Origin of the sequence: Micromonospora zamorensis, assembly GCF_900090275.1 — a bacterium.
GTDB classification, from domain to species: Bacteria; Actinomycetota; Actinomycetes; order Mycobacteriales; family Micromonosporaceae; genus Micromonospora; species Micromonospora zamorensis.
In genome coordinates, this window is the sequence record NZ_LT607755.1 from 2,651,318 (window position 1) to 2,677,224 (window position 25,907).

The window sequence follows — 25,907 nt, forward strand, 5'->3', positions numbered from 1 at the left end:
CCGGGCCAAGCCGCCCACCACAAGTCCATGATCGACCGGGCGGGCGGGGCGGGCCAGGCCAGGGCGGACTAGTGGTGGGCCTCGTGGTGGGTTGCCAGGATGTCGGCGCCGAAGTCGCTGGCGGGGCGGCGTAGCACTGTGTGGGCGTGGTTGCCGTCGGCGCTCGTGTTGTCGTACTCGATCAGCAGGTCATCGCCCTGCACCCGGTAGTAGTGCCGCTGCCCGGGGTGGGTCGGCCCGGCCCAGGCGAAGTGCAGCCGGCCGGCGTCCAGTCGGCGCGCCTCGCGGATGGCCAGCTCGGGCGGCAGCCGGTCCAGGTAGAGCGCGACCACCTGGTCGAGCAGTGCGCGCCCGGTCGGCCCCAACCGGTCGGACGGCACGCCGAGCGGCTCCAGCGGGGCGTCGACCTGCCCGCGGGTGGCGCTGATGATGTCCGCGGGTGCCTCGTCGGCGATGATCGCGGCGGATCGCTCGGCCGGCCCGATCGCGTCGAGCAGTGCCCGACCCAGGTCCTCCTCGATGCCGAGTGGGCGGGAGACCGGGCGGCCGGCGTAGCGGACCGCTGCCGGGTTGGCGCCGAAGAAGATCGGTGCGGGGGAGACCTGACCGTCCACCACTGTCATGTTCACCGACAGGTGGTGCCCTTCGAGTCGCCACGCCCAGCGGTCGTCGCGCGCCGGGTCACCGAAAACGGCCACCCAGTAGTCACCGCTGTGCCGCCCTCGGTGCCAGCCTTCGGCGCGGTCCAGCACCTCCTCCAACGCGATGATCGCCATCGCCTGGGCGTACGCCGAAGGGCTGAGCGCGGTGGCCAGCAACCGGTGCGCGGCCTTGCGGCCGGCGGCGTCGAGCTCGGCGAGGCAGACGCCGGGCCGGGGTCGAGGCCGGTATTCCAGCCAGCGTCGGGACGACTCGTCGTCGAACGGGTGCACGGCGCTGTCGCGGGCGGCGGGGTCGAGCGCGGCCAGCAGCGTGGTGCCGGCGGCCCGCATCTGCTCGGGCAGGGGATCTTCCACCGACCCTGTATACCGGCCCGTCGGCGCTGGTGTCAGCCGGCGCGCAGTAGCTCCGTCATCTCCGGCAGGTCGAAGAACTGCGCGGTCTCCAGTGCCGAGGGGTTGCCGTGTGCCGGGTCGGCGCCGGCGGCGAGGAGCGCGCGGACCGCTTCGGTGCTGCTGCGGAACACCGCGGCGGCCAGCGCGGTCTGACCCCGGTCGTTGGCCCGGGAGTGGTCGGCGCCGCGACTGAGCAGGGCGGCCACCGTGTCCGGGTGGGCGTGGTACGCGGCCAGGATCAGCAGCGTGTCGCCCTTGTCGTTGGTGAGGTTGACGGGCAGGCCGGCGTCGAGCTGTGCGGCCAGCTCCTCGGTGGAGCCGGCCCGGGCCAGGTCGAACATCCGGTGCGCGAACGCCAGCGTCTCGGCGTCGAGGTGGTCGGTCACCGCTCCAGGTTAGTCGCAGCGGTCCTGATACGTTGCTCGGCCGGTGTGCTGGGGGAGGGGTCCGATGGCGGAGACGGTGTACGTGGGCAACGCGGGTGTCGACGGTGCCACCAATGCCGGTTGGCTGCTCGGGCACTTCGCGCCGCCGGGGGAGATCCGGCACAGCGCCGACGTCGAGGTGAAGTGGGGAGTGCACCCGCCCGGGCAGGCCCGGTCCCAGTGGGCGACCGGGGAGCGGCGCACCACTCTGCTCGTACTCATTGAGGGGTGCTTCCGGGTGGAGTTGCCGGACCGCACGGTACGGCTGGCCGCGCCGGGCGACTACGTGGTGTGGGGTCGGGGAGTGGACCACTCCTGGTTCGCGGAGCGCGCGTCGGTGGTCCTGACCGTGCGGTGGCCCTCGCTGCCCGGCTACCGGGTGGACCCGCCGGTGCTGCGCTGATCGACACCAGGTCTGACCTGCGTCCCAGCAGGTGGAATTACCTACTAAACCTATAGGCTTTGCCGTCTAGAGTACGAGGGCACCCCGCCGAACGACCCGCGAGGAACCGCCATGACGCACCGCCGCCCGGAGCTTGACCTGCTCACCGTCGCCGCCCGGTGGGCCGACCCGGCCGGCTGGCCGGTCGCGCTGCGCTTCGACCCGGCCGAGCGCTGGTACGCGCGCCTCGACGTCGGCGACGACCACGAGGTGTGGGCACTGAGCTGGCTGCCCGGGCAGGGCACCGACCTGCACGACCACGGTGGTTCGGCCGGAGGGTTCCGCGTCGTCAGCGGCACGCTCACCGAGGAGACGGTCGCCGCCGGCCGGTTGCGCCCACGACTGCTGCCCGCCGGCGCCGGTCGCCGCTTCGGCCCCCGACACGTGCACCAGGTGACCAACCAGGGGCCGGCGCCGGCGGTCAGCGTGCACGTCTACCGGCCGGCGTTGCTGCGGATGACCCGCTACCACCTGGTGGACGGGCGGCTGCGGGTCGCCGAGGTCGCCGAAGCCGGCCGGTCCTGGTGACCGCGGCCAGCCACGATCCACTCCCTGTCACCGGAAGGAACCGATAATGCAGGTAACCGCCGAGCACTGTCCGGCCCCCGTGCCGCCGCCGGGCTCCCGGGGCATCGACGAGATCCTGGCCGCCGCGCGTGCCCGGCTGCACCGGTTGGACCCGGAGCGCGCGCACCTGGCGTACCGGGCCGGAGCACTGCTGGTCGACATCCGACCGGCAGCGCAGCGGGCCGCGCACGGCGTGGTGCCGGGCTCGCTCACTGTCGAGCGCAACGTGCTGGAATGGCGCTTCGACCCCCGCTGCCCGGCCCGACTGCCGCAGGCGGTCGACTACGACGTGCCGGTGATGATCCTCTGCCAGGAGGGCTACACCTCGTCGCTGGCCGCCGCCGCCCTGCAGGACGTCGGCCTGCACCGGGCCACCGACGTGGTCGGCGGCTTCGCGGCCTGGCGGATCGCCGGCCTGCCAGCCCTCGGCCCGACCCCGCTGCACACCTCCCCACTCGCGTCCCCCGTCAAGACCGGGTGGGCGCGCCGCTGACCGTCACGCCGCACCCGGCGTGGCGGGCGTACCGCCACTCAGGAGGCACCATGTCCGTCGTCGCCATCCCCACGCGCCGCCACCCGGGCACCCGCCCGGCCCGCCCGCGCACCGGCCCGACCCTCACCATCACCCTCGACCTCGTCCCCGGGCCGCTGAGCCCCCGGCTGGCCCGGTTGGTGCAACTGCTCGGCGAGCTGGCCGAGTCGGGGGAGGGCCAGCTGCGTACCGTCGAGGACGTGGTGCCCGCGCCGCGACCGGCCGCGAGCCCCGCCGCCGGCGCGCCGTCCGCCGACGCCGCCCACGTCCGCATCCTGGCCGGCTCGCGGATGGTCCGCCAGGGCGACCGGGTCGTCCCGCTGACCCGCATCGAGTACGAGCTGCTGCTGTTCCTGGCCGAGCGGCCACGCCGGGTCTTCACCCGCCTCCAGCTGTTGTCCAGTGTGTGGGGGTACGAGCACGCGGTAGCCCGGACCGTGGACGTGCACGTTCGACGGCTGCGCGCCAAGCTGGACGGCTCGGAGGTGGTGACCACCGTCTACGGGGTTGGTTACCGGTTGGCCGACGAGGCGCGGATCAGCGTGGACCACAGCCGATAAGCCCTGGTCCGGCGGCCTGCGAGCATCCCGGTGAACCGGGCGGGGACCCCCGTATCGGGGCATCTCGGCGACTCTGCTGTAATCATCAGGCTTCGTACGCAGAGCGAGCGTCTGGCTCCGATGTGTTCGTCAATTGTCACATTCATGCAACGCAGCCGCCTCTTGATTCTCGCCCGGGCGCCGGGAAGCATCGATGAAGCGGCGTCCCGGGCCGTGGGGAGATACCCGGACCAGCCCAAGGAGGACCATGTCGGTCAGCCCTGCCTCGTCGCGCGCCGGATGGCATACGTCGCAACCCGCGGTGCCCGGTCGACCGCCCGGCGGTCAGCGTCGCCCGGCGAACACCGCGACGCCCGTGCTCACCGTGACGCTGTCCATCCCGCTGGCCTGTGAGGAGTCGCTGACCCCAGCGGCACGTCGGCTGCTCGAAGCCGCCCGGGAGATGCTGGAGCGCGGCGAGGGCGTGATCATCGGGTCCGTTCCGACCGAACGCCGCCCCGACCAGGCGCCCGCCAACCGGTCACCGACCCGGGCCCTCAGCCCGACCATCCCGGCCCTGCACATCCTCGCCTCGTCCCGCTCGGTGCTGCGCGACGACGAGCCGCTGCCGCTGACCCGGCTGGAGTTCGACCTGCTGCTGCACCTGGTCGCCCACCCGCGCCGGGTGTTCACCCGGCTGCAACTGCTCAACGCCGTCTGGGGCTACGAGCACGCCGGCGTACGCACCGTCGACGTGCACGTGCGTCGGCTGCGCGGCAAGGTCGGCGTGGACGTACCCCTGGTCACCACCGTCTACGGCGTGGGCTACCGGCTGGCCGACGACGCCCGGGTCACCATCGACCGCAGCAGCTGACCGGCGTCACCCGCCCACCCGACGCGGGGCAGGATGGTCCGGTGCGCATCCGTCCCATCTCGCCCGACCTGCTCGTCACCGAGCTGACCGGCCGGCTGGCCGACGCCGCGACCCGCGCCGCCACCGGGCCCGCCCGGCTGCGGGTGGCGGTGGACGGTGCTCCCGCCGCCGGCCCGGACGAGCTGGCCGCCGCGCTCGTCGACCCGCTGCGCGCCCGGGGCCGTCCGGTGCTGCACGTACGCGCCACCGACTTCCTCCGCCCCGCGTCCCTGCGCTACGAGCTGGGCCGCACCAACCCGGACTCCTTCTACGAGAACTGGGTCGACGAGGCCGGCCTGCGCCGGGAGGTGCTCGACCCGGCCGGCCCGGGCGGCACCGGGCGGGTGCTCCCGTCGCTCTGGGACGCCGACGCCGACCGGGCCAGCCGTGCTCACTACGTCGACCTGCCACCCGGAGGCGTCGTCCTCGTCAGCGGCCCGCTGCTGCTCGGCGGCGGCCTGCCCTTCGACGTCACCGTCCACCTGGAGCTGTCCCCGGCGGCGCTGCGTCGACGCACCGAACCGGCCCAGGAGTGGGCGCTGCCCGCCTTCGACCGCTACGCCGAGGAGGTCGTCCCGGCGAGCTTCGCCGACGTGGTGGTACGAGCCGACGACCCCCGCCGCCCCGCGCTCGTGGAGCCCGGCGGAGACGGCTGACAAGCCCCGGGAATTCGCCGGTTTGCCCGGCCGATCCCGTGGGTAATCGCCCGGCTCACAGAGCGCAGGTGATCGCCCGCGCACCGTTTGCGACCGTGACCGGGGCTTCACGCCGCCGGCACCCGGTTCACAGTGAGCCACAGGCCCAGGAAAGGCAGGCAGCGATGCTCGTCCACGACACGGTCGGTACGACCCGTTCCCAGACGGAGATCGACCAGATCCGGCTCTCTCTGCAGGCGCGCTACGACGAGCTGACCGCCGAGTACGACCAGGCCGTGCTCCAGAGCCAGGTGCTGCGGCTGGTGGAGGTCGGCGACACCGCCGGCGACGACCAGGCCGACAGCGGCACCAAGACCGCCGAGCGGGACACCGCGCAGTCCCTGTTGCGCACCATCCTCGACCGCCGCGCCCAGTACGAGCACGCGCTCGGCCGGCTCGCCGAGGGCACCTACGGCTGGTGCGAGGGCTGCTCGGCGGCGATCCCGGTGGAGCGACTGGAGATCTTCCCGGCCGCCACCACCTGTGTGACCTGCAAGCAGACCCGCGAACGGCGGGCGGCCTGAGCGACGTCAGCGGTTGCCGGTCGGTCCGTGACGCGATGGACTTGAACCATGGGTGACATCCTCGTGGGCACCGCGTCCTGGACCGACCGCACCTTGCTGGACTCGGGTTGGTACCCGCAGACGGCGGACACCCCGGAGAAGCGGCTGGCCTACTACGCGCGGCAGTTCCCGCTGGTCGAGGTGGACGCCACCTACTACTCGCCGCCCGCCGAGGCGACCGCGAAGCTGTGGGCCGAGCGCACACCGGCCGGTTTCACCTTCAACATCAAGGCGTTCAGTCTGCTGACCGGGCATCCCACCCGGGTCAACGCCCTCTACAAGGACCTGCGTCCGGAGACCGACAAGAAGAACGTCTACCCCGACGACCTGCCCGCGCAGTCGTACGAGGAGGTCTGGACGCGCTTCCTGTCCGCCCTGGACCCGCTGGTCGAGGCGGGCAAGCTGGGTGCGCTGCTGTTCCAGTTCCCACCCTGGTTCACCATCAAGCGGGCCAACAAGCAGTACCTGCTGGAGGTGGCGAAGCGCTGCGCGCCGCTGCGCCCGGTCTACGAGTTCCGGCACGCCTCCTGGTTCGACGGCGACAACGCCGACGAGACCCTGGCCTTCCTGCGCGAGCACAAACTGCCGTACGTCTGCGTGGACATGCCGCAGGGCCACCGCTCGTCGCTGCCCCCGATCCTGGCCGCCACCGCGGACCTCGCGGTGGTGCGCTTCCACGGCCACAGTGACAAGTGGACCAGCAAGGACATCCACGAGAAGTTCGGCTACCACTACTCCAAGCGGGAGCTGGCCGACTGGGCGCCGAAGTTGCGCGAGCTGGCCGACGAGGCCGGTCAGACGCACGTGTTGATGAACAACTGCTACCGCGACTACGCCCAGACCAACGCGAAGACCCTCGCTGGCCTCCTCGACGCCAACTGACCTCACCCGATCCGGGTGGGGCCGGGTCACCCGCAGCGCCGGCAGGCTGGGGACGGTGGGTACGACCGCCCGGGGGTGGTCGACGCCGCAGACGACACGGAGGTGACGGGGATGACGGTTCGAGTGGTGACGGATCGACGGCGCGGTGCCGTCCTGCACGTGGTCGGTACGGCGGACAACGCCCGCCGCGCGCCGCAGGGCAGCCCGGTGCGGGCACGCCGCGGCCCATCGGGGCCGCCTCGCCGCGCCGATGACCGACGGTGGGACAGCACGGAACGGGGGTCGACCGATGGCTGACTCGATGATCTCAGCGTTCGAGTCCTCGCTGGACAAGACGAACCTCATTCTCAAGGACATCGAGAACGCCTACGGCTGGCCGAAGGAACGGCGCAACCAGTCGTACGCGGCTCTGCGCACGGTGCTGCACCTGCTGCGCGACCGGCTGCCGGTGGACGAGAGCGTCGAGTTCGCCCAGCAGTTGCCGGTGCTCGTGCGGGGGATCTACTTCGACGGCTGGGTGCCATCCGACGTACCGATCAAGCTCAACCGGGACGACTTCCTCTACGAGGTCCGTCAGGGCTTCCCGTACGACGCGGAGGGCGGCCCGGAACGGGTGACGCAGGTGGTGCTGGACACCCTGCGACGACACGTCACCCAGGGCGAGTGGCAGGACGTGAAGGACACCATGCCCAAGGACCTCGCCAAGATGATGCCGTGACGACCTGACGCTCGTGAGCCCGCCCGAGGAACGCCTCGGGCGGGCTCAGTCGCCGGAGGTGTCCGCCTCGGCCGGCGTCGGCACCCGCGACACCGGGTGCCCGGCCGCACGGGCCAGCGCGGCGAACGCGACAGCGTCCACGATGGCGGCGCCGCCCGGGTCGTTGTTGAAATAGACGTACGCCGGCTCGTCCTCGCCGAAGGCGTCGGTCAGCCGCCGCACCCATGAGGTGAGCGCCGCGCGGCCGTAGCGGGGCCACGGCCGTGCCCGCCCCTCGTGCAGGCGCAGGTACCCGAAGTCCGTGGTGCGCCAGCGCGGAGCGACCGGGCGCCCCAGCCGGTCGGCCCAGACCAGCGCGGCCCGACGCCGTTCCAGCACCGCCCGGGTGGCGTCGGTCCACCAGGAGGGGTGCCGGGGCTCGACGGCGACCCGCACCTCGGCCGGGAACAGCCGCAGGGTCGCGTCGAGCGCGTCGACGTCCGCCCGGAGGTTCGGCGGCAGTTGCAGCAGCACCGGGCCGAGACGGTCACCGAGCGCGGTGGCGCGACCGAGGAACCGGGCCACCGGCTCGTCCGGATCGCGCAGCCGCTTGATGTGGGTGAGGTAGCGGCTCATCTTCACCGTCACGCAGAAATCCGCCGGTGTGCGCGCCCGCCAGGCGGCGAAGGTCTCCCGCTCCGGCAGCCGGTAGAAGGCGTTGTTGACCTCGACCGTGGCGAACCCGGCCGCGAAGTGCTCCAGCCAGAGCCGCTGCGGCAGTTGTTGCGGGTAGAAGCGGCCCCGCCAGTCCCGGTACTGCCAGCCGGACGTGCCCACCAGGATCACCACCCCATCCTGGCACTCTCCGCCGCCGCTCGCGAACTGCCCGTGTCGCCCCGGTTCGGCGTCTACGGTGAGGGTTAGAGAAGATCGCGCGTGGGGTACCACCCGCAGCACGACGGACCCCGGCGCACGGCGGGGCGGCACACCCAAGGGAGTACCGATGGCACTCAACGATGACGACATGCAGACCATGGGCGGCGGCGGCGCGGAGGGCCCGGCCGACGGTGGCGCGACCCCCGGTCAGCACGACGGTGGCGCCGACGGTGGCGCGGAGGGTCCCGCCGACGGTGGTGCCACCCCGGGTCAGCACGACGGTGGCGCCGATGGCAGCGCGGAGGGTCCCGCCGATGGCGGTGCCACCCCGGGTCAGCAGGACGGCGGCGCCGACGGTGGCGCGGAGGGTCCCGCCGATGGCGGTGCCACCCCGGGTCAGCAGGACGGCGGCGCTGACGGCAGCGCCCGGTAGCGGCACATCATGACGCACCTCGACCCGCCGGGCGGCCACGGCCGCCCGGCGGTTCCGTCCGCGAACGCCGCCGAGGCACTGGCCCGTTGCGTCTCGGTCGAGCCGGCCAAGTTCGCCGCCGCGCACTGGGGACACACCCCGCTGCTCTCCCGCGCCGCCGAGCTGCCCAACGCGTCCGGCTTCGCCGACCTGCTCAGCCCCGCCGACGCCGACGAGCTGCTCAGCCGGCGCGGTCTGCGTACCCCCTTTCTGCGCGTCGCCAAGGACGGCCAGTTGGTGCCGGCGGCGCGCTGGACCGGCGGTGGTGGCGCGGGCGCCGAGATCGGCGACCAGGTGCTCGACGAGCGGGTCCTGGAGCAGTACGCCTCCGGCGCCACGCTCGTGTTGCAGGGTCTGCACCGGATCTGGCCACCGCTCGTCGACTTCGCCCGTGACCTGGGCCTCGCGCTCAACCAGCCGTTACAGATCAACGCCTACCTCACCCCGGCGGGCAGCCAGGGCTTCGCCACCCACTACGACACCCACGACGTGTTCGTCCTCCAGGTCGACGGCCGCAAACACTGGCGGATCCACCCGCCCGTGCTGCCCGACCCGCTGGAGAAGCAGCCGTGGGGTGGCCGCGCCGACGAGGTCGGTGCCACCGCGCAGGGTCAGGCCGCGCTGGACGTGGTGCTCGCCCCCGGCGACGCCCTCTACCTGCCCCGGGGTTGGCTGCACAGCGCGCAGGCGCAGGACGCCAGCTCGCTGCACCTGACCGTGGGCATCCGTGCGCTCACCCGCTACGCCCTGGTCGAGGAGCTGTTGGCGCTGGCCGCCGAGGACCAACGGCTGCGGGCCAGCCTGCCGTTCGGCACCGACGTCGCCGACCCGGACGCCATCGAACCGGAGCTGACCGAGACGGTCGAGGCACTGCGGGACTGGCTCCTGCGCGCCGACCCCGGTGCGGTCGCCGCGCGCCTGCGCCAACGCGCCTGGCCGGCCGCCCGCCCTGCACCCATCCGGCCGCTCGCCCAGGCCGACGCGGTGGCCGCGCTTGACGCCGACTCCCAGGTCACCCTGCGGCCGGGCCTGCGCTGGCAGTTGGTGCCGCACGGGTCGGACACGGTGGCGTTGCGGCTGTTCGACCGGACGATCACCCTGCCCGGTGACTGCGAGGCGGCGGCTCGTGTCCTGCTCAGCGGCGCAGTGACCCGGGTTGGTGACCTGCCCGGGTTGCCCGACGACGCCGACCGGGTCACCCTGACCCGTCGACTGCTGCGCGAGGCCGTCCTGGTCCCGGCCTGACCGCCACCCTCGCCTGTCGGCGCGCCCCGCCGGCCTTGCGCTGTCGGCCCTGCCGGCGGCGTCCACCCGGCCACCCGGCGCGTCAGCGGCCGAGCACCAGCAGCAGCACCGTGGTGACCACCCCGACGCCGAGGACCACGGTGATCGGCCGGGGACCGAGCATCGCGTGCCGGCGGTCGGCCAGCACCCGCGCCGGCACCAGGCCGATCAACGGCCCGAACAGGGTCACCACCAGCGCCAGCACCGGCATCCCGACCGCGAGATCGCCGCCGTACCCGACGCCCAACGCCCGCGCCCCAACCCCCAGGGCGTACGCCAGGACGGCGCCGGCCACCCCGCACAGCGCCAGCAGCGGGTTGACCGAACCCGGCAGCTCACCCGGCTGCCCGGCGCGGTCGAGCAGGTCACGGGCCTTGCCGAGCAGCAGCACCGGGTCGGTGGCCGTGGTGCCGTTCGCGGGTGCGGGCGGGCCACCGAGGCGACGGGCGCCGAGGCGCGAGCGGACCTGCTGCCACAGGTGAGCTACCTCCGCATCGACGCGTTCCTGCTGCTCGCGGGCGGCGACCAGCTCCTCCTCGGCGTACTGGAGCTGCTCGGCGGCGTCGGCGACAGCCTGCTCGGCAGCGGCGCACTGCCGCTCGTACCAGGTGTGCGCCTCAGCGCGCTGCTCACCCACTCGTGCGGTCAGGTCGGCCAGCCGTCGGAGCTGGGCCGTGTACGTCTCGCTGGCCACCGGTTCGTTCATCGCGACGGACCATAAGGGATGATCACCTGTCCGGTGCGGTGCACCGCCCGGTCGAAGAAGAGGCCCCGCCAGGGGCGGGGATACCAGTCCGGGCCGCCGGTGCCCGGGTAGAGCGAGGAACCCAGCTCGCCGCCGTGGGTGTCCAGCGCCACCCAGGCGCCGATCTGGTCGGTACGCGCGGCGGGCCCGCCGAGGTCGGCACGCATCCGTGCCACTCCCCGCCACCAGGCCAGCACGTGCGTCCGTCGTTCCGGCCCGTCGTGCAGGATCCGCCGCAGCTGCTCCAGCCCGGTGCGTCGGCCGGCTCGGGCGGCCAGCGCGCCGGCCGCCGCGTCGACGGCGAACAGCAGCAGGTAGTGCGGGCTCCCCGGGCCGGTCAGCCCGTCGGCCGTCTCGGCCATCAGCTCACCGACTGTCTCCTCGTCGTACCAGGCGGCGTCGTCGGCCAGGTCGTCGTAGAGCGCACGGGCGATCGGGTCAGCGTCGGCGTCGAGGCAGGCGATGGAGAACCGGGCGGTGCCCGGCGGGTGCTGGCGGGCCAGTGAGCGGGCTGCCGCGTCCAGCACCGCGCAGGCCTCGTCCACCCGGGTGCCGAGCACGGCGAGGTTGCGCCCGGGGGCGCGCGGCAGTCGCAGCGCCGCCGAGCGGGACTGCACGTCGATGATCTCCCCGAGTAGGGCAACCGGGCTGCGCGGCACGCTCCCGTCCGCGGGCGCGGCGAGCGTACGGAAGTCCGGGGCGTCCGCCAGTCGGGGAATCGCGTCGCCGTCGAAGAGCCGGGCCGGTGCCGCGTCGGCCGGGCGCATCCGCCACAGCCGGTGCTGCAAACCGCTCCACGTCTCCCAGTCACTGGCCGACGGGATCCGGGCGACCTCGTTGCCCTCCACCATGCCCGACTCGGCGTTGACCACCGCGTGCCAGCGAGGCAGCGACTGTGCCGCGTCGTTGCGTTCGGCGAGGATCCGCAGCGCCTTGGGCAACGCGATGCGCAGGGTGAACTGGGCGACCAGCGCGGGGCGGCCCCACAGGGCCTCGATGCCCCGCACGTCCTGTGAGGCGAGCACCAGGTGGATGCCCTGGGACCGGCCGCGTCGGGCCAGGTCCTCCAGCAGGTCGGCCGACTCCCGGGCGACCACGTCCCGACCGGCCAGCAGCATCTGGAACTCGTCGACCACCGCGACGATCCGTGGCCAGTGCCCGGTCGGGTCGACGGCCCGCAGCTCGGCCAGCTTGGTCACCTCGTGCTTCTTGGCCGCGTCGGCGCGGCGACGCAGCTCCTCGGCGAGGAAACGCAGCAGCGCCAGGCCGAACTCCCGGTCGGTGTTGACGTTGATCCCGACCAGGCGCATGTGCGGCAGCCAGCTCGGGTCGCGCCGGCCCTGCGCGAACCGCGCGAAGGACACGCCCTCCTTGAAGTCCAGCAGGTAGAACTCCAGCTCGGCGGGGGAGTAGCGGGCGGCAAGGGCGCCGATCCACGCGAAGATCAGGTTGGTCTTGCCGGTGCCGGACGGTCCGCCGATCAGCGCGTGCGGTGGATAGTCGCCCAGCGTCAGCCGCACCGGCCGGCCCTGCGGCCCCTCGCCGATCGGCGCGGTCAGCCCGTCGGATGAGTCCTCCCGCCACATCAGCTCCGGCGGGGGCAGCAGGTCCGCGAACGGGGTCGGCGGTGGGCCGGCGTTCACCCGGGCGGCGATCTCCCGGCACGTCTCGGTGACCAGCGTCGCCGGTGGCGGTGGATCGAGACGGACGGGCAGCCCGGCCGACCCGCCGATGCGTGCGCCGGACACCCCGGCCACCACCCGGGTCACCGTCGGGTCCTCCGGCAGCGGCACACCGTGGACCACCAGGTGCACCCCGCAGGCCGCGCCGGCGCGTACCACCCGGTCCAGTTGCCCGCGCTCGTGCCGGTTGAGCTCATCACCGCCGAGCAGCACCGCCACCCGCCATGGCTCGGGTCGTCGGCCGGTCGCCGCGGCCAGCTCGCGCAACGACGCGTACTCGCCGGCGAGCACCGTCTCGTTGATCCGGCGGATCTGCTCCACCAGGTCGTCGAGCAGTGGGCCCAGACCGCCGGGGCCGACGAAGGTGAGCAGCCCCGCCGTGCCCAGCGGCGCGAACCCGGCCAGGCCACCGCCGAGCTGCTCCGGGTCGTACCCGACCAGGCGTACCGCGCCCGGGTCGGCGCGGCCGGCGGCCCGCAGCAGCAACGCGGACACCACGGCGTCGCAGCCGGCGCGATCGTCCCCGGACAGGTGTACGTGCCCGGCGTCGAGCAGCGGCACCAGCGCGGGCACCGGGTCGACGCCGTCGATCCGGACCGTGCCGACCCGTAGCGCGCCGGGTGGCTCCGCACGGCGGGCGGGCGTCGGGGCCCACCCCGCCCAGTCGGCCCCCGCGCAGCCCGGCGCCTCCTGCCGGGCCGCGTCGGCGGCGCGCCGGGCCAGTTCGGCGATCCGGGTCGAGTAGCGGGCGTCGATCTCGGCGACGCGGCGGTCCCGCTGGGCGCCCACCCGTGCCGGTACGGCCGCAGCCGCCCGCTCGACCCGGGCCAGCCGTTCGCGCCCGGCGGTCAGCTCGGCCTGGGCTGCGGACAGGCGGGTACGGGTCGCGCCCAACGCCTCGGCGAGGGTGTCGCGGACCCGGCTGGCCAACTGGCCGCGCCGGTCAGCCATCGGAGCTCCGTCGAGCCGGCGCGTCCCGCCACGGGCTACCCGAGCGCGGCGGCACACCACCGGAGCGGGGCGGCCCACCATCCGTGCGCGGCGGCAGGCCACCGGGGTGCGGCGGCAGGCCACCGGAGCGCTGCGCGCCCGGCCGCTGAACAGCACCGCCGACGTGCGCGCCCGCGCCCGCCGACTGTCCGGCCCCGCCCGACTGCCCCGCGCCGGCCGGCCGCCCGGCCCGCGCCGGCTGCCCCGCACCGCCTCGTTGCTCCGCGCCGTTCGCTTGTCCCGCGCCCACCGGCTCTTTCACGCCGCCTGCGGGGAGGTCCCGGCCGAGTCGGGCGAGCAGCAGCCCGGTCGCCACCCCGGCGGTGACCGCGGAGTCGGCCGCGTGCGGCGGCTCCCCGGAGGCGCGCGGTGGCGGCATCCGGCACACCCGGGTCAGCAGTGTCTCCAGCACCGGCGGCGGCAGCCCGGGCAGCAGGTCGCGTACCCGCCCGTCCAGCTCACCGCGCAGCCGCCCGAGGTCGGTGGCGCGGGGCGGGTGCCCCAGCAGCTCACCGGCCAGCTCGCGCAGCAGGGGCGGCGCCAGCGCCGCCATGCCCAGCCCCACGTCGGCCGGAGCCCGGCGCAGCTCCTTGCGGAGCCGGTCCCGGTCGCCGGAGCGGACACCACCCACCACTCGGCGCAGCAACTCCTGGGAGTCGTCCACCCGCTCGTCGGGTTCGTCGTCGGTGCCCTCGCGCCCGCCGGTCAGCTCGGCCACCCGCACCGACCACCAGCGGCTCATTCGCACCTGCTCCGCCGGCTCCGGCGCGACCGCTGTGGGCCCGGTGGCCGGCGGCGTGTCGTGTCGGGGAGCGCGTTGTTCTGGGCGGGGCGCCGGGGTGCCGTCCGCGCCCAGCCCGATCGCGGTCAGGTACGCCGAGAGCTGCTCCTGTGCCACCCGCAACGCGTAGCCGGCGCTCTCGGCGTGCTCGGTCGCGGCGGACAGCTCCGGCACCCCCATCGGGTTGGCCGACTCCTGGCGTACCCAGCGCAGTCTCTCCGCGGCCAGGCCGAACTTCTCCAGCGCCTGCCCGAGCAGGGCCACCGGGAACTCCTCGCTGGCGGCACGGACCTGCCCACCGACGTCCTCGATGATGGACATGGTGGCCTACAGGGTGGCGACGTAGAGCTGCGCCTGCTCCACCGCGACCAGTGTCGCGGCGAGACACTCCTCCAGCTCCTGGCTGGCCTGCGTCAGCGACGACTGGGCCGCCTCCACCGTCTCGTGCCCGCTGCCCTCGAGCGCGCCGGCGAGGGTCTGCTGCGCCTCGGACAGTTTCTCGCCGGCCGCCTGCACGGCTGTCTGCCCGTCCCCGATCTGTTGGAGGGCAACATCAATGGCAGCCTTCAACTCGGCGACGCTCGCCACGGCGGAACCTCCTGGGGGCGGGGAGATCTCCATTAGAGCCTATCGGGGGCCGCGAAAGAACATCCGCCCTGTCGGTGTTCCTGCCCGCCTGTCCGGAAGGCACCCGGAAGTGCCGGGAGTCCGTTCTGTGGGAGTCCCAGTGCGAGAATTTCTCAGTTGCTGGCGGGGGCCTCGCGGAGCCAACGCGGGCCGTACACCTCGGCGCCCAGCGCCGTCACCCGCCCGCGCAGCTCCCGGTCCGCGGTGACCACCAGCCGACGGCGCTCGGGCGCGTCGGCCACCAGCTCGACCACTGTGTCGTCGCCGGAGCCGGCGGCGGAGACCACCCGCACGCCCTCGGTGCCCGGCACGTCCCGCGCCGCACCCTCGACCACCAGCACCACCTCGACCGGGGCGGGCAGCCGGGCCGGCAGTCCGACGGTCGCCACCGGGGCGAGCGAGTCGCGTAGCCGGGCCGCGGCGCCGGCGCGGTCACGCCACCACCCGTTCGGGCGGGAGCCGACAACGTTGGCGCCGTCCACGATCAGCAGCGGGGTCTCAGTCATCCCCTCAGCCTGCCACCAAACGGCCGGCCCCGGCCGGACGCCACTCCCGGAATGCCGGTGCTCCACCACCTGCGGCGTTTGTCGGGGCGCGCGCCGGGTAGCCCCTGCCGACCGTGCCGCGCCCGACTGCGGAGGACAGACATGATGGGACCCGGTGACATCGGCTCCGACCCGTGGGACGAATTCCTGGCCAGATACTTCGGCCGGGGCGAGGGAGGGCGCCGGCCACCGCACCGGGTCGACATCACCCGTCTGATGACGGCCGACGCCCGGGAGATGCTGGCCGACGCCGCCCGGCGGGCCGCCCAGCGCCAGAGCAGCGACCTGGACACCGACCACCTGCTCTGGGCGGCGCTGCAACGCGAACCCCTGCGGGACCTCGTACGCCGGGCCGGCGCCGACCCGGACACCCTGCTCAACGCGCTCGGGGGGAAGGGCGACGGCGCACCGCGCGGGGAGGTGCCGCCGAACCTGTCGTTGACCCCCGCCGCCAAGCGGGCGCTGCTCGACGCCCACCAGCTGTCCCGGGCGATGGGCGCCAACTACATCGGCCCTGAGCACATCCTGATGGCGTTGCCGCTCAACCCGGAGTCGCCGGCCGGGCGGATGCTGGCCGCCGGCCGGATCCAACCCGAGTCGTTGCAGGCGGCCAACGCCGAGCGCGGGCCGATGAACGGCCCGAAGCCGGATCGCGGCACGCCCACCCTGGACCAGTACGGGCAGGACCTCACCGACCTGGCCCGCAACGATCAGATCGACCCGGTGATCGGACGGGCCGACGAGATCGAGCAGGCCGTGGAGATCCTGTCCCGGCGTACCAAGAACAACCCGGTGCTGATCGGCGAGGCCGGTGTGGGAAAGACCGCCATCGTCGAGGGGCTGGCCGAGCGGATCTGCGACGGTGACGTCCCGCAGACCCTGCTCGGCAAGCGGGTCGTCCAACTCGACCTGGCCGGTCTGGTCGCCGGCACCCGCTACCGGGGCGACTTCGAGGAGCGGCTGAAGAAGGTGATCGACGAGATCCGGGCGCACCGGGACGAGCTGATCATCTTCATGGACGAGATCCACACCCTGGTCGGGGCGGGTGGCGCCGGCAGCGAGGGTGGGATGGACGCGTCCAACATGCTCAAACCCGCACTGGCCCGTGGCGAGCTGCGGGTGATCGGCGCGACGACGCTGGACGAGTACCGCAAGAGCATCGAGAAGGACGCCGCGCTGGCCCGGCGCTTCCAGCCGGTGCTGGTGCCCGAGCCCGGCGTCGACGACACCATCGCCATCCTGCGTGGTCTGCGCGACCGGTACGAGGCGCACCACCAGGTGCGTTTCACCGACGAGGCGCTGGTCGCGGCCGCCGAGCTGTCCGACCGGTACGTCACCGACCGGTTCCTGCCGGACAAGGCCATCGACCTCATCGACCAGGCCGGCGCGCGGGTGCGGCTGCGCACCCGCACGCCCGCCTCCGACGTGCGGGAGCTGGAGCAGGAGCTCGACGAGGTACGCCGGGACAAGGAGCAGGCCGTCAGCGACGAGCAGTACGAGCGGGCCTCCGCGCTGCGCGACCGGATCTCCGAGCTGGAGGAGGAGATCCGTCGGGCGAACGGCGACGACGGGTCGTCCTCGCAGGTGCCCGAGGTGGGTCCGAAGGAGATCGCCGAGGTGGTCTCCCGGGCCACCGGCATCCCGGTCAGCCAGCTCACCGAGGAGGAACGGGACCGGCTGCTGCGCCTGGAGGGGTACCTGCACCAGAAGGTGGTCGGTCAGGACGACGCGGTCACCGCGGTCGCCGAGGCCGTCCGCCGTTCCCGGGCCGGGCTGGCCGACCCGGAGCGGCCGATGGGCAGCTTCCTGTTCCTCGGCCCGACCGGCGTCGGCAAGACCGAGCTGGCCCGCGCGCTGGCCGAGGCGCTGTTCGGCGAGGCGGACCGGATGGTCCGGGTGGACATGAGCGAGTTCCAGGAACGACACACGGTCAGCCGGCTGGTCGGCGCGCCACCCGGATACGTCGGCTACGAGGAGGCCGGCCAGCTCACCGAGGCGGTGCGTCGCCGCCCGTACGCGGTGGTGCTGCTCGACGAGATCGAGAAGGCCCACCCGGACGTGTTCAACATCCTGCTCCAGGTGCTCGACGACGGGCGGCTGACCGACAGCCAGGGTCGCACTGTGAACTTCAAGAACACCGTACTGATCATGACGAGCAACCTCGGCTCGGAGCTGATCACCGGCGCCCAGCGCTCGGTCGGCTTCGGCAGCGGGGACGTGGGTAGCGAGCAGGAGAGCAACGAACTGCGGGAGCGGCTGATGCGCCGACTGCAGGAGAACTTCCGCCCGGAGTTCCTCAACCGCATCGACGAGGTCATCATCTTCCGCCGGCTGGAGGCCGAGCAGCTGCGCGACATCACCGCGCTGCTGCTGGAGGAGACCCGCCGCCGCATGCACGCCCAGGACCTCCAGGTGGAGTTCACCACGGCAGGCATCGACTGGCTCGCCGAGCACGGCTACCAGCCGGAGTTCGGCGCCCGACCGCTGCGCCGGGTGATCCAGCGGGAGGTGGACAACCACCTGTCCCGGATGTTGCTGGAGTCGGCGATCTCACCGGGGCAGAAGGTCATTGTGGACGCCCGCGACGGCGCGCTCACCTTCGACGTGACCGCAGGCGAGCGGGGGTACACCGCCGCCACGACCACCCACCCGCGATGAGCGGCCCGGCGCGACGAGACGAGCACGAGGAGCCGCACGAGCCTGCGAAACATCGGGACGAGGAGGACCATCCCGACCCGATCCTGGCGCCGCCCACCGCGAACCCCCGCCGAACGCGGCTGGCAGCCGAGGGCCTGCGTCCGTTGACCGACCAGGACGACCCGGAGACGTCCGGGCCGCCGCCCGGAGAGGAGACCTGATGGTACGCGAAGCGAGGCTCGACCCCGAGGTGGAAGTGCTCTGGGAGGACTTCCACGCCGAGGTCAACGTCCCGTCGGAGCAGCTGCGCACCTGGCTGCTGACCCGGGGTTCCGGGGAGGAGTCGTTCAGCCCGAACCCGAACCTCGACCTGCCCCAGCCGGGCCGGGAGATCCTCAAGGTGCTGAACAAGCGCAAGGTGGACCTCACCCCGGAGGACATCGAGGTGATGCGGGAGGCGGTCGAGCGCATCCGCGAGCTGATGGACGCCAAGCCGTCGCGCGGAAACGCCGACGACAGCTGGCGGCACTCGTTGCTCGACCTGGGTCACGACCCGCTCATCGAACGCTGACTGAGCGAACGCACGACGGTGCCGTCCCGGGCGGGGACGGCACCGTTCGGCGTCCTGCTACTGGCCCTGGTCGGGTTCCAGGCTGCCGATGGTCAGGCCGGCCGCGTCGGCGGCGGCGTCCCGGTCACCGCGGGTCTGGTCCTCCCGGGTGAGCAGATTGGCGTACTCGGTGACGTCGGCCGGGTCGGGCACCGCCGGTAGGCGGCGCAGGAACGCCTCCACCTGGCGGGTGGCGGCGGTGTGCGCGGCGGCCGCCTGGCGCAGCAGTTCGCGGTCGTCGGCGGGCGGGTAGAGGTCGGTCATGTCCGCCAGATACCCGGCCAACGGCGGTTCGCACCGCCACCGGCAGGGAATACCGGCTCAGACCGGTCGGATCCCGCTGGGTCGCCGCACACCGAACCCGGGATTGCTCAGCAGCCAGGACAGGTATTCCGGATGCGGGGCCAGCGAGTCGACGTACGCCGCCTTGGCCGTCTCCAACACCAGGTCGGCGCCCTGAGCGGCGGGGGAGTCCGGGTGCCAGCCGAGCAGGAGCCGCCAGCGCAGCGGTGTGCCGGCGATCCGGCGGGTCACCAGCCCGGCCACCGGGCGGAAGGTCGCCTGACACAGCGCCACCGCCACGCCGGCGTCCACCAGGTCGACGCAGCCGCGGATGTCGGTCTCGTACACCTTGCGGGGGGTGAAGCCGGCGCGGGCGCAGGCGGCGGCGAAGCAGTCGCCGAAGCAGCCGTCGCCCGGCGCGGCCACCCACTGCTCGTGGCGCAGGTCGGCCAGGCGCACCTCGTCGCGTTCGGCGAGGGGGTGCGACTCCGGCAGCAGCACCAGCACCGGGTCGATGGCCACCTCCTGCCAGCTCAACCCGAACCCGGCCGACGGGATGGCGTCGCCGCACACACCGGTGAGCGCGAAGTCGAGTCGGCCGCCGGCCACCAACTGTGCCAACTCGTCCACCGACCAGGACGCGAACGTGGTGATCTGGGCGGGCGGGTGTTCGGCTGCCAACCGGTGCACCAGCCGGCCCAGGATCGGGCTGTTGACCCCGCCGAACCGGTAGCACGGCGGTGCCCCGCCGGCGCCGGCCAGCCGGGCCGCCTCGTCCTGAAGCCCCTTCATCGCCGGCAGCAGGACCCGGGCCCGGGCCAGCACCAGCTCGCCGAGCGCGGTGGGCCGGGCGCCGCGCCGGTCCCTGTCGAACAGCGGGCCGCCCAGGGTCCGTTCGATGCGCTGGAGCTGGGCGGTGAGCGCCGGCTGGGCCAGGCCGAGCGCCGACGCCGCCTTCGTCACACTCCCCGTCTCAGCGATCGCGCAGACCACCCGCAGGTGACGCAGCTCCAGGTTCATAGGGTGACGGTAGGACCACGGGTCAGCCGGCGGAATAGCCCGAGCGGATCGGTGATAATGAATGCAATGGCGAGCGTGGCCTTGCCTCAGTCGCGGGGTGGCTCCGGCAGGTCCGCCAGGTACGTCGGCCGCCGGGTCACCACGTCGAGCACCTTGTCCACCACGCCGACCGCCGGCTCCACGATCCGGTTCCACGGAGGGGTGCCCGGAGTGCCCGGGTGCGGCCGGGTCGGCGCCGCCTCCTCGGCGATCTCCAGCCGGTTGCCCAGGCGGATCAGCTCCTCATCGGTCGCGACCGCGCGCAGCTCCGTGACGAGCCCGCCCACCCCGTCGACGTGCTGACGAACCCGCTCGGCGACCTCTGTCAACGCACCATCCGTCAGCCCCTTCAGGGCGTTCAGCAGACCGGCGTCGGCCGCGATCTCGGCGTCCACGCGCTCGGTCGCGGCCGGCAGGGCGGCACGCACCGCCGGCAGCAGGTACTGCTCCTCGGCGGACAGGTGCCGCGACAGCGCGGCGCTGAGCACCGGCAGCCCTCCCTGCGGCGTGGCGTCCGGGCCGGTCAGCTGGTCCAGCAGCGCCAGCAGTTGCCGGTGCTCCCGGTCCACGATGTCGGCGATGCTGCGACCACCGGGCCGGAAGCCGTCCTCGGGTGCGGGCGGCAACGGCGGCAGGGGAACGGTGGACATGGTGCCCTCCTCGACTGGCGGGCGGAAGCTCCGGCAGGGACGTACGGTCGCAGGCGGCGGTACCCGAACCCGCTCACGGCGAAACCGACCCGTCGATGTGTCGGCGCGTGCGCGACGGGTGCGTGGCCCGGCCGCGCCGCCGCGCCGGCCGGTCCGTGCCGGTGCGCCGGCCTGTCGACCGGCGCGGGCTGGTATGAAGAGGCGATGACGAGCGATGCCGCCTCCGCCCGACCCGACCCCACCGCAGAGGTCGTGGACCTGTGCCGCGACCTGCTGCGCATCGACACCACCAACACCGGGGACAACGACACCAGCGTGGGCGAGCGCCGCGCGGCCGAGTACGTGGCGGAGAAGCTCGCCGAGGTGGGCGTGGAGTCCGTCCTGCACGAGTCCGCACCGGGCCGGGCGAACGTGGTGGCCCGCATCCCGGGCACCGACCCGAGCCGGGGCGCGCTGCTGGTGCACGGCCACCTGGACGTGGTGCCCGCCGACGCCGACGAATGGTCGGTGCACCCCTTCTCCGGCGAGCAGCGCGACGGCTACCTGTGGGGCCGGGGCGCCATCGACATGAAGGACTTCGACGCGATGGTGCTCGCCGTGGTGCGGCACTGGCAGCGCACCGGCGTACGACCCCCGCGCGACATCGTGCTCGCGTACACCGCCGACGAGGAGGCGGGCAGCGACTACGGCGCGCGCTTCCTGGTGGACAACCACCGTGGCCTCTTCGACGGGTGCACCGAGGCGATCGGCGAGGTAGGCGGCTTCTCCTACTCGGTCAACGACAACCAGCGGCTCTATCTCATCGAGACCGCCGAGAAGGGCATCGACTGGCTGCGGCTGCACGCCAAGGGCCGCCCCGGGCACGGCTCGATGATGCACGACGACAACGCGGTCACCGCGCTCGCCGAGGCGGTCGCCCGGATCGGGCGGCACCGCTTCCCGGTGGTCGTCACCGACACCGTACGGGCGTTCCTGACGGAGGTCTCCGACCTGCTCGGCATCGAGCTGGACCCGGACGACCCGGAGACGGCCATCGCCAAGCTCGGCCCGATCGCCAACATCATCGGCGCGACGATCCGCAACACCGCCAACCCGACCCGGTTGAGCGCCGGCTACAAGGACAACGTCATCCCCGGCCGGGCCACCGCCACCATCGACTGCCGCAGCCTGCCCGGCCAGTCCGAGCTGCTGGAGCGGCAGCTGCGCGAGCTGGTCGGCCCGGACATCGCGATCGAGTACGTCCAGCGGCAGCCCGCCCTGGAGACCACCTTCGACGGTGACCTGGTCGAGGCCATGTCGGCGGCCCTGCGCGCGGAGGACCCGGGAGCACGGCCGGTCCCGTACATGCTCTCCGGCGGCACCGACGCCAAGGCGTTCTCGCAGCTCGGCATCCGCTGCTTCGGGTTCGCCCCGCTCCGGCTGCCCGCCGAACTGAACTTCTCGGCGTTGTTCCACGGCATCGACGAGCGGGTTCCGGTGGACGGACTACAGTTCGGCGTGCGGGTGCTCGACCGGTTCCTCCGCACCTGCTAGCCGTGTCCGGCAGTTGCCGCCGGCACGCAATCTCCCCATCGTGAAGGGACTGCCCCACATGACCGACCAGCACGGTGAGCTGGACGCCGCTCTCGAGCGCGTGATCGAAGCGGCCCGCCACCACCTGGCCGCCGTACGCGCCGCTCAGGGCCGCGTCGACGACGACGACGTCTGGCAGGCGTACGTGGCGTTGAACAACGCCTCCTTCGCCTACGACGAGCGGTTGCTCGACGCCTTCGGTGAGGTGACGCCGTGGGATGTCGACTCGATCGACCCGGACGAGGCCGACGAGCGTTTCGGCGGCGTCGACGGTGCCGAGGCCAGCGACCCGCACCCGCGGGTGATCTCGGTACGCCAGCGTCGCGACTACCGGGTGCCGAGCGTCGCCGCGCTGCTGCGGGTGGCCGAGGCAGCCCGGCGCGAGGGCACTCCCGAGGACGACGAGCCGGCGCAGGTGGAGGGCGTCGGCGAGGCGGTGCTGGAGCTGCTGCAGAGCGGCGACGGCTCGCTCGGCGCGCTGGACGTCCCCGAGCTGGAACCGCTCGACGGGGTGGTCATGGTCAGCGAGGTGGGCACCCCGGTCGACCTGGAGTCGTTCGACGACGACGACGCGGTCGGCCCGTTCCAGCCAGCGGCCGACGACCGGCTGGTCGGTCGGCTCGACGAGCACCCGTTCCTGGAGCTCGACGACGACCACGACCACGCCGGGCACCAGCACTAGGTCGGATCACGCCCGGGGCCCGGTTCGGGGCCCCGGGCGTTCCCGCCCGACTCTTCAGTACGACAGGCCCGGCTGCGGCTGGTTGACCCGCCGGCGACGCAGCACCACCTGCCGCGTGCCGTCGCGGTACAGCCGCACCCGGGCCAACTCCCATCCTGAGAACTCCGCCTGGATCGCCAACTGCGCCGCGGCGGTCAACCGGTCGACGTTCGGCGGCAGCCGCAGCGGCGCGTATTCGTAGTCCATGCCATCCATGCTGCCCAGCCCAGCGGCCATTCGCCACCCCCTCGGGGGTGACCAACGACGCTGCCGTGGGCGGTTCGTGCCGCCCTGTGCGCGCCGCCCGGTCTCGGGGGACGGCCAGCTGGAAGCGCCGATCCGTACCGCCTCGTCGACAAGACAGGTACGCGCCCGTGGCGGACCGCGTCGTGTGCCCGGGGAGGACGTCAGCCGGCGGGGACGTTCGCCGTCAGCAGTGCGGCGAGGGCCGGCGCGGCCAGGGCGACTCCCCAGGCGTTGCCCGGGTCGACCGCCAGCCCCCAGGACGGGTCCGGCCAGTCCTCAAACAGGTCGGCGCAGGCCAGCGCGACGAACGGCACCCCGTCCCCGGCGAACGCAGCGAGCGCCCCGGGCGAGGTGAAGACCGGCAGCAGCGGCGCGCCGGTCGCGTCGCCGACCACCGTCCACGGGAAGTCGGCGTCTGGCGCCGGTTCCCCGGCCAGCGGGACGCACACCGGGGCGCCGGCCAGCGCCCCGAGGTAGCCGGGCAGGTCACGCCGGTCGACGGCCGCGACGAGCACGGCCACCACCGCCGGCTCCGCCTGGGCGGCTGTCGTCCCGGCCGGAGCCGCCTGGGCGTGGGTCACCGCCCGACAGGAGAGCGCGCCGGGCTCGTCGGTCAACACCTCGGCGGCGGTACGGGTCACTAACGCACTGAGCCGTTCCACCTGCTCAGGAGTGCGCGCCGCCTCGTACCACCAGCCCTCGGCGCCGGTCGGGCGGTGCCAGCCGAGCGCGGCCAGGCGTGCCTCGTCGTGGCCGGGGCAGACAGCCCGCACCACCTGGCGGCGCACCAGCAGCCGGATCCCGCGCGGACCGGCGGAGAGCACCAGGTCGGTGTCCCGGTCGCAGCGGACGACGGTGTCCCGCAGCCGAGCGGCGATCTCCGGCCAGGTCGGCGACGGCGGCGTCACGCTGGTGCGCCCGGCAGACGGTCGTCCAGCCGCCCGAGCCGGGCCACGGTCTCCTCCAGTCGGCCCAGCGCCGAGAAGTCACCTGGCGTGCCGAACAGGTCCCCGAGCCCCGCGCCGAGCGCGACGTCAAACCCCTCCGTGTGCTCGTCGACGTGCGTGGAGGCGACCGCGCGGGCCCGCCGGTACGCGTCGAGCACCAGCTCGGCCACCCCTTCGGTGCCGGCGCGTAGGGCGGCGGGCGCGAGGGTGAGGCCGGTCAGCGCTCCGGTGGCGTCGACGGTCGCCGAGACCAGCCCGCTCTCGTCGGTCGCGGTGCCGGACAGCTCGGCCAGGTTGTCGCGGAGGCCCGCGAATTGGCGTTCGATGTCGGCGATCCGCCCGGCGAGCGCGTCGAACGCGGACGTCGGGTCCGTCATTGAGATTCCTCCCCGTGGATCGTGCGACCGGGTGGTGGCCGGCGGCCGGGAGATCGTATCGTCGGTGCGCTCGACTCATGGGGGAGGAATGGCATGCCGCCGGATATCGATGTCGACGTGCAGGCGGTCCGTCGACTGGAGACAGCCGCCAAGCAGGTCGCCAGCTCGCTCGCCGCGTTGGAGGGGCAGATCGTCGCGGCCGGCGACATGCCGTCGGACGCCTTCGGTCATCTGCCGTTCGCCAGCGACATGCTCCGCGACAAGTACGCCGAGCAGGTCACCGGCGGCAAGGAGCTGTTCGCCGCCGCGAACGCCGCGTTCGGCCGGGTCGCCACGGCGCTGGCCGACACGGCGGAGGCGTACGAGCACAACGAGCGGGACCTCGACGCCGGGTTCAAGGCCATCCAGTCGGGGCTGCCCGGATGAGCGGTCCGGCCGGCAGCGCCGTCCAGCTGTGGAACGGCCTCGACAACGCGCTCTCCGGAGTGGAGGACGCGGTCAACAGCGTCTGCCGGACCTTGGCCTGGCCGCTCATCCAGCTCGTCGACCTGGTCGACGGGGAGCCCGCCGTGCTGCGCGCGAAGGCCTCCGAGTGGGACGCGCTGGCCGCGCAGGTGCGCGACCTGGCGCAGGGGCACCGCGGAACCCGGGAGTCCGCGCAGGCCGGCTGGCGCTCACCCTCCGGTGTGGCGTACGGCCAGCGGTTGGCCGAGGTGGAGCAGCAGCTCCTCGACGTCGCCGAGCAGTTCACCGCGACCGCGGAGTACCTGCGCGGCGTCGCTGACGGCCTGCAGACCGTGCACGACGTGCTCGTGGACATCTGCGTGGAGTTCGTGAACTTCCTCCTGGTGACGCTGGTGACGGCGTTGCTGATGGCCCCGGTCACCATGGGCGCGTCCTGGGCTGCCGGCGTGGGCGTGGCCGTCACCAGGGGCCTGATCGTGGTCACCAGGATGTTGAAGGTCATCCGACCGCTCGCGGTGCACCTGCAGAAAGTCATCCGCCTGCTCCAGCGGGTGCTGCTGTACCTGCGCAAGCTGCGCATGCACCTCGACAAGCTGGTCGACATGCAGAAGGCGCTGCGCACCGGCAGGAAGTACGCCGACAAGCGCAGCGCCGCCGGCAAGCTCGACAAGTGGCACCACAAGTTCCTCGACCCCACCAAGGGCACCTACAAGCTGGGCAAGTCCGGTTCCCCGTTCGACATGGGTGTCCTCGACCGGGCCGCCGCGCTACGGACGCACGGTGTCGCCGACGGTGCCCGAGTGATCGCCCGGGACTGGGCGACCAACCTGCCGTGGAACGTGCCGAACTCTGTCGTGCACGGCGTCACCTGGGGGACTGTCGCGCTGACCAGCGGCCTCTCCATGCCCGCCAGCGAACAGATCGGCGACCAGGTCGACCAGGCGGTGCAGGGCGGCGCCGACTGGATCGACCAGAATGTCTTCGGGCAGCCGCCCGCGGGCCAGCCGGCGGGCCGATAGGGAGGCGACG

Annotated in this window: 32 protein-coding genes; 18 read left to right on the forward strand and 14 right to left on the reverse strand. The window is 73.4% G+C overall.

Going from position 1 to position 25,907, the window contains the following annotated elements:
- Positions 1–68: 68 nt before the first annotated feature.
- Positions 69–1,016 carry a DUF3500 domain-containing protein gene (locus GA0070619_RS11340; RefSeq protein WP_172862029.1) on the reverse strand — a complete coding sequence of 316 codons (948 nt, stop codon included), beginning with the start codon at positions 1,014–1,016 and terminating at the stop codon, positions 69–71.
- 32 nt (positions 1,017–1,048) lie between these two features.
- The gene (locus GA0070619_RS11345) at positions 1,049–1,441 is read right to left on the reverse strand and encodes an ankyrin repeat domain-containing protein (RefSeq protein ID WP_088948024.1); all 393 of its coding nucleotides are present in this window, start codon (positions 1,439–1,441) and stop codon (positions 1,049–1,051) included.
- A gap of 64 nt (positions 1,442–1,505) precedes the next feature.
- Here GA0070619_RS11345 and GA0070619_RS11350 point away from each other — a divergent pair, with 64 nt between their 5' ends.
- The 9 genes from GA0070619_RS11350 (at position 1,506) to GA0070619_RS11395 (ending at position 7,331) form a co-directional block, all read left to right on the forward strand.
- Positions 1,506–1,883 (forward strand): signal peptidase I, encoded by a 378-nt coding sequence (locus GA0070619_RS11350; RefSeq protein ID WP_088948025.1) that lies wholly within the window; start codon positions 1,506–1,508, stop codon positions 1,881–1,883.
- Positions 1,884–1,994: 111 nt separating this feature from the next.
- Positions 1,995–2,450 (forward strand): cysteine dioxygenase, encoded by a 456-nt coding sequence (locus tag GA0070619_RS11355; protein WP_088948026.1) that lies wholly within the window; start codon positions 1,995–1,997, stop codon positions 2,448–2,450.
- 46 nt (positions 2,451–2,496) lie between these two features.
- The gene (locus GA0070619_RS11360; RefSeq protein ID WP_088948027.1) at positions 2,497–2,982 is read left to right on the forward strand and encodes a rhodanese-like domain-containing protein; all 486 of its coding nucleotides are present in this window, start codon (positions 2,497–2,499) and stop codon (positions 2,980–2,982) included.
- Positions 2,983–3,032: 50 nt separating this feature from the next.
- The gene (locus GA0070619_RS11365; RefSeq protein WP_088951725.1) at positions 3,033–3,581 is read left to right on the forward strand and encodes a winged helix-turn-helix domain-containing protein; all 549 of its coding nucleotides are present in this window, start codon (positions 3,033–3,035) and stop codon (positions 3,579–3,581) included.
- Between the two features lie 247 nt (positions 3,582–3,828).
- Entirely contained in the window at positions 3,829–4,434 is a 606-nt protein-coding gene (locus tag GA0070619_RS11370) for a winged helix-turn-helix domain-containing protein (protein WP_088948028.1), read from the forward strand.
- Between the two features lie 41 nt (positions 4,435–4,475).
- Entirely contained in the window at positions 4,476–5,129 is a 654-nt protein-coding gene (locus GA0070619_RS11375) for a nucleoside/nucleotide kinase family protein (RefSeq protein ID WP_088948029.1), read from the forward strand.
- Between the two features lie 164 nt (positions 5,130–5,293).
- Positions 5,294–5,692, forward strand: coding sequence for a TraR/DksA family transcriptional regulator (locus tag GA0070619_RS11380; protein WP_088948030.1), 399 nt, complete (start codon positions 5,294–5,296; stop codon positions 5,690–5,692).
- A gap of 48 nt (positions 5,693–5,740) precedes the next feature.
- Complete coding sequence (locus GA0070619_RS11385) at positions 5,741–6,613, forward strand: DUF72 domain-containing protein (protein ID WP_088948031.1); 873 nt, start codon at positions 5,741–5,743, stop codon at positions 6,611–6,613.
- 289 nt (positions 6,614–6,902) lie between these two features.
- Positions 6,903–7,331, forward strand: coding sequence for a DUF2267 domain-containing protein (locus tag GA0070619_RS11395; RefSeq protein WP_088948032.1), 429 nt, complete (start codon positions 6,903–6,905; stop codon positions 7,329–7,331).
- Between the two features lie 45 nt (positions 7,332–7,376).
- Here the strand turns inward: GA0070619_RS11395 and GA0070619_RS11400 are convergent, their stop codons facing one another.
- On the reverse strand, positions 7,377–8,156 hold the full coding sequence (locus GA0070619_RS11400; RefSeq protein WP_197699637.1) for a DUF72 domain-containing protein: 780 nt from the start codon (positions 8,154–8,156) through the stop codon (positions 7,377–7,379).
- 157 nt (positions 8,157–8,313) lie between these two features.
- Between GA0070619_RS11400 and GA0070619_RS11405 the strand changes: the two genes are divergently transcribed.
- Together GA0070619_RS11405 and GA0070619_RS11410 are read left to right on the forward strand one after the other, a co-directional pair.
- Positions 8,314–8,619 carry a hypothetical protein gene (locus GA0070619_RS11405; protein ID WP_088948034.1) on the forward strand — a complete coding sequence of 102 codons (306 nt, stop codon included), beginning with the start codon at positions 8,314–8,316 and terminating at the stop codon, positions 8,617–8,619.
- Positions 8,620–8,628: 9 nt separating this feature from the next.
- Positions 8,629–9,903: a cupin domain-containing protein gene (locus tag GA0070619_RS11410; protein ID WP_088948035.1), complete on the forward strand. Its 1,275-nt coding sequence runs from the start codon at positions 8,629–8,631 to the stop codon at positions 9,901–9,903.
- Positions 9,904–9,985: 82 nt separating this feature from the next.
- Here GA0070619_RS11410 and GA0070619_RS11415 read toward each other — a convergent pair whose 3' ends face one another.
- From GA0070619_RS11415 to GA0070619_RS11435, 5 genes are all read right to left on the reverse strand, one after another.
- Entirely contained in the window at positions 9,986–10,648 is a 663-nt protein-coding gene (locus tag GA0070619_RS11415; RefSeq protein WP_088948036.1) for a hypothetical protein, read from the reverse strand.
- Positions 10,645–13,320, reverse strand: coding sequence for an FtsK/SpoIIIE domain-containing protein (locus tag GA0070619_RS11420; RefSeq protein ID WP_088948037.1), 2,676 nt, complete (start codon positions 13,318–13,320; stop codon positions 10,645–10,647). Before GA0070619_RS11420 ends, GA0070619_RS11415 begins: the two co-directional genes overlap by 4 nt.
- Positions 13,313–14,461 (reverse strand): hypothetical protein, encoded by a 1,149-nt coding sequence (locus GA0070619_RS11425; RefSeq protein ID WP_088948038.1) that lies wholly within the window; start codon positions 14,459–14,461, stop codon positions 13,313–13,315. Before GA0070619_RS11425 ends, GA0070619_RS11420 begins: the two co-directional genes overlap by 8 nt.
- Positions 14,462–14,467: 6 nt before the next feature.
- On the reverse strand, positions 14,468–14,728 hold the full coding sequence (locus tag GA0070619_RS11430; protein ID WP_088948039.1) for a hypothetical protein: 261 nt from the start codon (positions 14,726–14,728) through the stop codon (positions 14,468–14,470).
- Positions 14,729–14,880: 152 nt separating this feature from the next.
- Positions 14,881–15,273, reverse strand: a complete 393-nt coding sequence (locus tag GA0070619_RS11435; RefSeq protein WP_088948040.1) for a PIN domain-containing protein — start codon at positions 15,271–15,273, stop codon at positions 14,881–14,883.
- A gap of 141 nt (positions 15,274–15,414) precedes the next feature.
- On the opposite strand from GA0070619_RS11435, the gene GA0070619_RS11440 reads away from it, so the two are divergent.
- From GA0070619_RS11440 to GA0070619_RS11450, 3 genes are read left to right on the forward strand one after another with little or no spacing between them, the layout of a single operon-like run.
- Positions 15,415–17,970, forward strand: a complete 2,556-nt coding sequence (locus GA0070619_RS11440; RefSeq protein WP_088948041.1) for an ATP-dependent Clp protease ATP-binding subunit — start codon at positions 15,415–15,417, stop codon at positions 17,968–17,970.
- On the forward strand, positions 17,967–18,170 hold the full coding sequence (locus GA0070619_RS11445; RefSeq protein ID WP_088948042.1) for a hypothetical protein: 204 nt from the start codon (positions 17,967–17,969) through the stop codon (positions 18,168–18,170). Before GA0070619_RS11440 ends, GA0070619_RS11445 begins: the two co-directional genes overlap by 4 nt.
- Positions 18,170–18,520, forward strand: a complete 351-nt coding sequence (locus GA0070619_RS11450) for a DUF3140 domain-containing protein (RefSeq protein WP_088948043.1) — start codon at positions 18,170–18,172, stop codon at positions 18,518–18,520. Before GA0070619_RS11445 ends, GA0070619_RS11450 begins: the two co-directional genes overlap by 1 nt.
- Before the next feature lie 57 nt (positions 18,521–18,577).
- Here the strand turns inward: GA0070619_RS11450 and GA0070619_RS11455 are convergent, their stop codons facing one another.
- The 3 genes from GA0070619_RS11455 to GA0070619_RS11465 all read right to left on the reverse strand — a co-directional run bounded on the left by GA0070619_RS11455 (position 18,578) and on the right by GA0070619_RS11465 (position 20,550).
- Positions 18,578–18,823, reverse strand: coding sequence for a hypothetical protein (locus GA0070619_RS11455; protein WP_088948044.1), 246 nt, complete (start codon positions 18,821–18,823; stop codon positions 18,578–18,580).
- A gap of 57 nt (positions 18,824–18,880) precedes the next feature.
- Positions 18,881–19,861 carry a LysR family transcriptional regulator gene (locus GA0070619_RS11460; RefSeq protein ID WP_088948045.1) on the reverse strand — a complete coding sequence of 327 codons (981 nt, stop codon included), beginning with the start codon at positions 19,859–19,861 and terminating at the stop codon, positions 18,881–18,883.
- Positions 19,862–19,947: 86 nt separating this feature from the next.
- Positions 19,948–20,550: a hemerythrin domain-containing protein gene (locus tag GA0070619_RS11465; protein WP_088948046.1), complete on the reverse strand. Its 603-nt coding sequence runs from the start codon at positions 20,548–20,550 to the stop codon at positions 19,948–19,950.
- A 204-nt stretch (positions 20,551–20,754) separates the two neighbouring features.
- On the opposite strand from GA0070619_RS11465, the gene GA0070619_RS11470 reads away from it, so the two are divergent.
- Together GA0070619_RS11470 and GA0070619_RS11475 are read left to right on the forward strand one after the other, a co-directional pair.
- Positions 20,755–22,083, forward strand: coding sequence for a M20/M25/M40 family metallo-hydrolase (locus tag GA0070619_RS11470; RefSeq protein ID WP_088948047.1), 1,329 nt, complete (start codon positions 20,755–20,757; stop codon positions 22,081–22,083).
- A gap of 58 nt (positions 22,084–22,141) precedes the next feature.
- Entirely contained in the window at positions 22,142–22,804 is a 663-nt protein-coding gene (locus GA0070619_RS11475; RefSeq protein ID WP_088948048.1) for a hypothetical protein, read from the forward strand.
- A 54-nt stretch (positions 22,805–22,858) separates the two neighbouring features.
- Here GA0070619_RS11475 and GA0070619_RS11480 read toward each other — a convergent pair whose 3' ends face one another.
- The 3 genes from GA0070619_RS11480 to GA0070619_RS11490 all read right to left on the reverse strand — a co-directional run bounded on the left by GA0070619_RS11480 (position 22,859) and on the right by GA0070619_RS11490 (position 24,413).
- The gene (locus GA0070619_RS11480; RefSeq protein WP_013734349.1) at positions 22,859–23,050 is read right to left on the reverse strand and encodes a DUF5703 family protein; all 192 of its coding nucleotides are present in this window, start codon (positions 23,048–23,050) and stop codon (positions 22,859–22,861) included.
- Between the two features lie 200 nt (positions 23,051–23,250).
- The gene (locus GA0070619_RS11485) at positions 23,251–23,997 is read right to left on the reverse strand and encodes an SseB family protein (protein WP_088948049.1); all 747 of its coding nucleotides are present in this window, start codon (positions 23,995–23,997) and stop codon (positions 23,251–23,253) included.
- Positions 23,994–24,413 carry a YbaB/EbfC family nucleoid-associated protein gene (locus GA0070619_RS11490; RefSeq protein WP_088948050.1) on the reverse strand — a complete coding sequence of 140 codons (420 nt, stop codon included), beginning with the start codon at positions 24,411–24,413 and terminating at the stop codon, positions 23,994–23,996. The genes GA0070619_RS11485 and GA0070619_RS11490 overlap by 4 nt, the downstream gene beginning before the upstream one ends.
- Positions 24,414–24,506: 93 nt before the next feature.
- Here GA0070619_RS11490 and GA0070619_RS11495 point away from each other — a divergent pair, with 93 nt between their 5' ends.
- Positions 24,507–24,839 (forward strand): hypothetical protein, encoded by a 333-nt coding sequence (locus GA0070619_RS11495; protein ID WP_088948051.1) that lies wholly within the window; start codon positions 24,507–24,509, stop codon positions 24,837–24,839.
- On the forward strand, positions 24,836–25,897 hold the full coding sequence (locus GA0070619_RS11500; protein WP_088948052.1) for a WXG100 family type VII secretion target: 1,062 nt from the start codon (positions 24,836–24,838) through the stop codon (positions 25,895–25,897). The genes GA0070619_RS11495 and GA0070619_RS11500 overlap by 4 nt, the downstream gene beginning before the upstream one ends.
- The last annotated feature ends 10 nt before the right edge of the window (positions 25,898–25,907 follow it).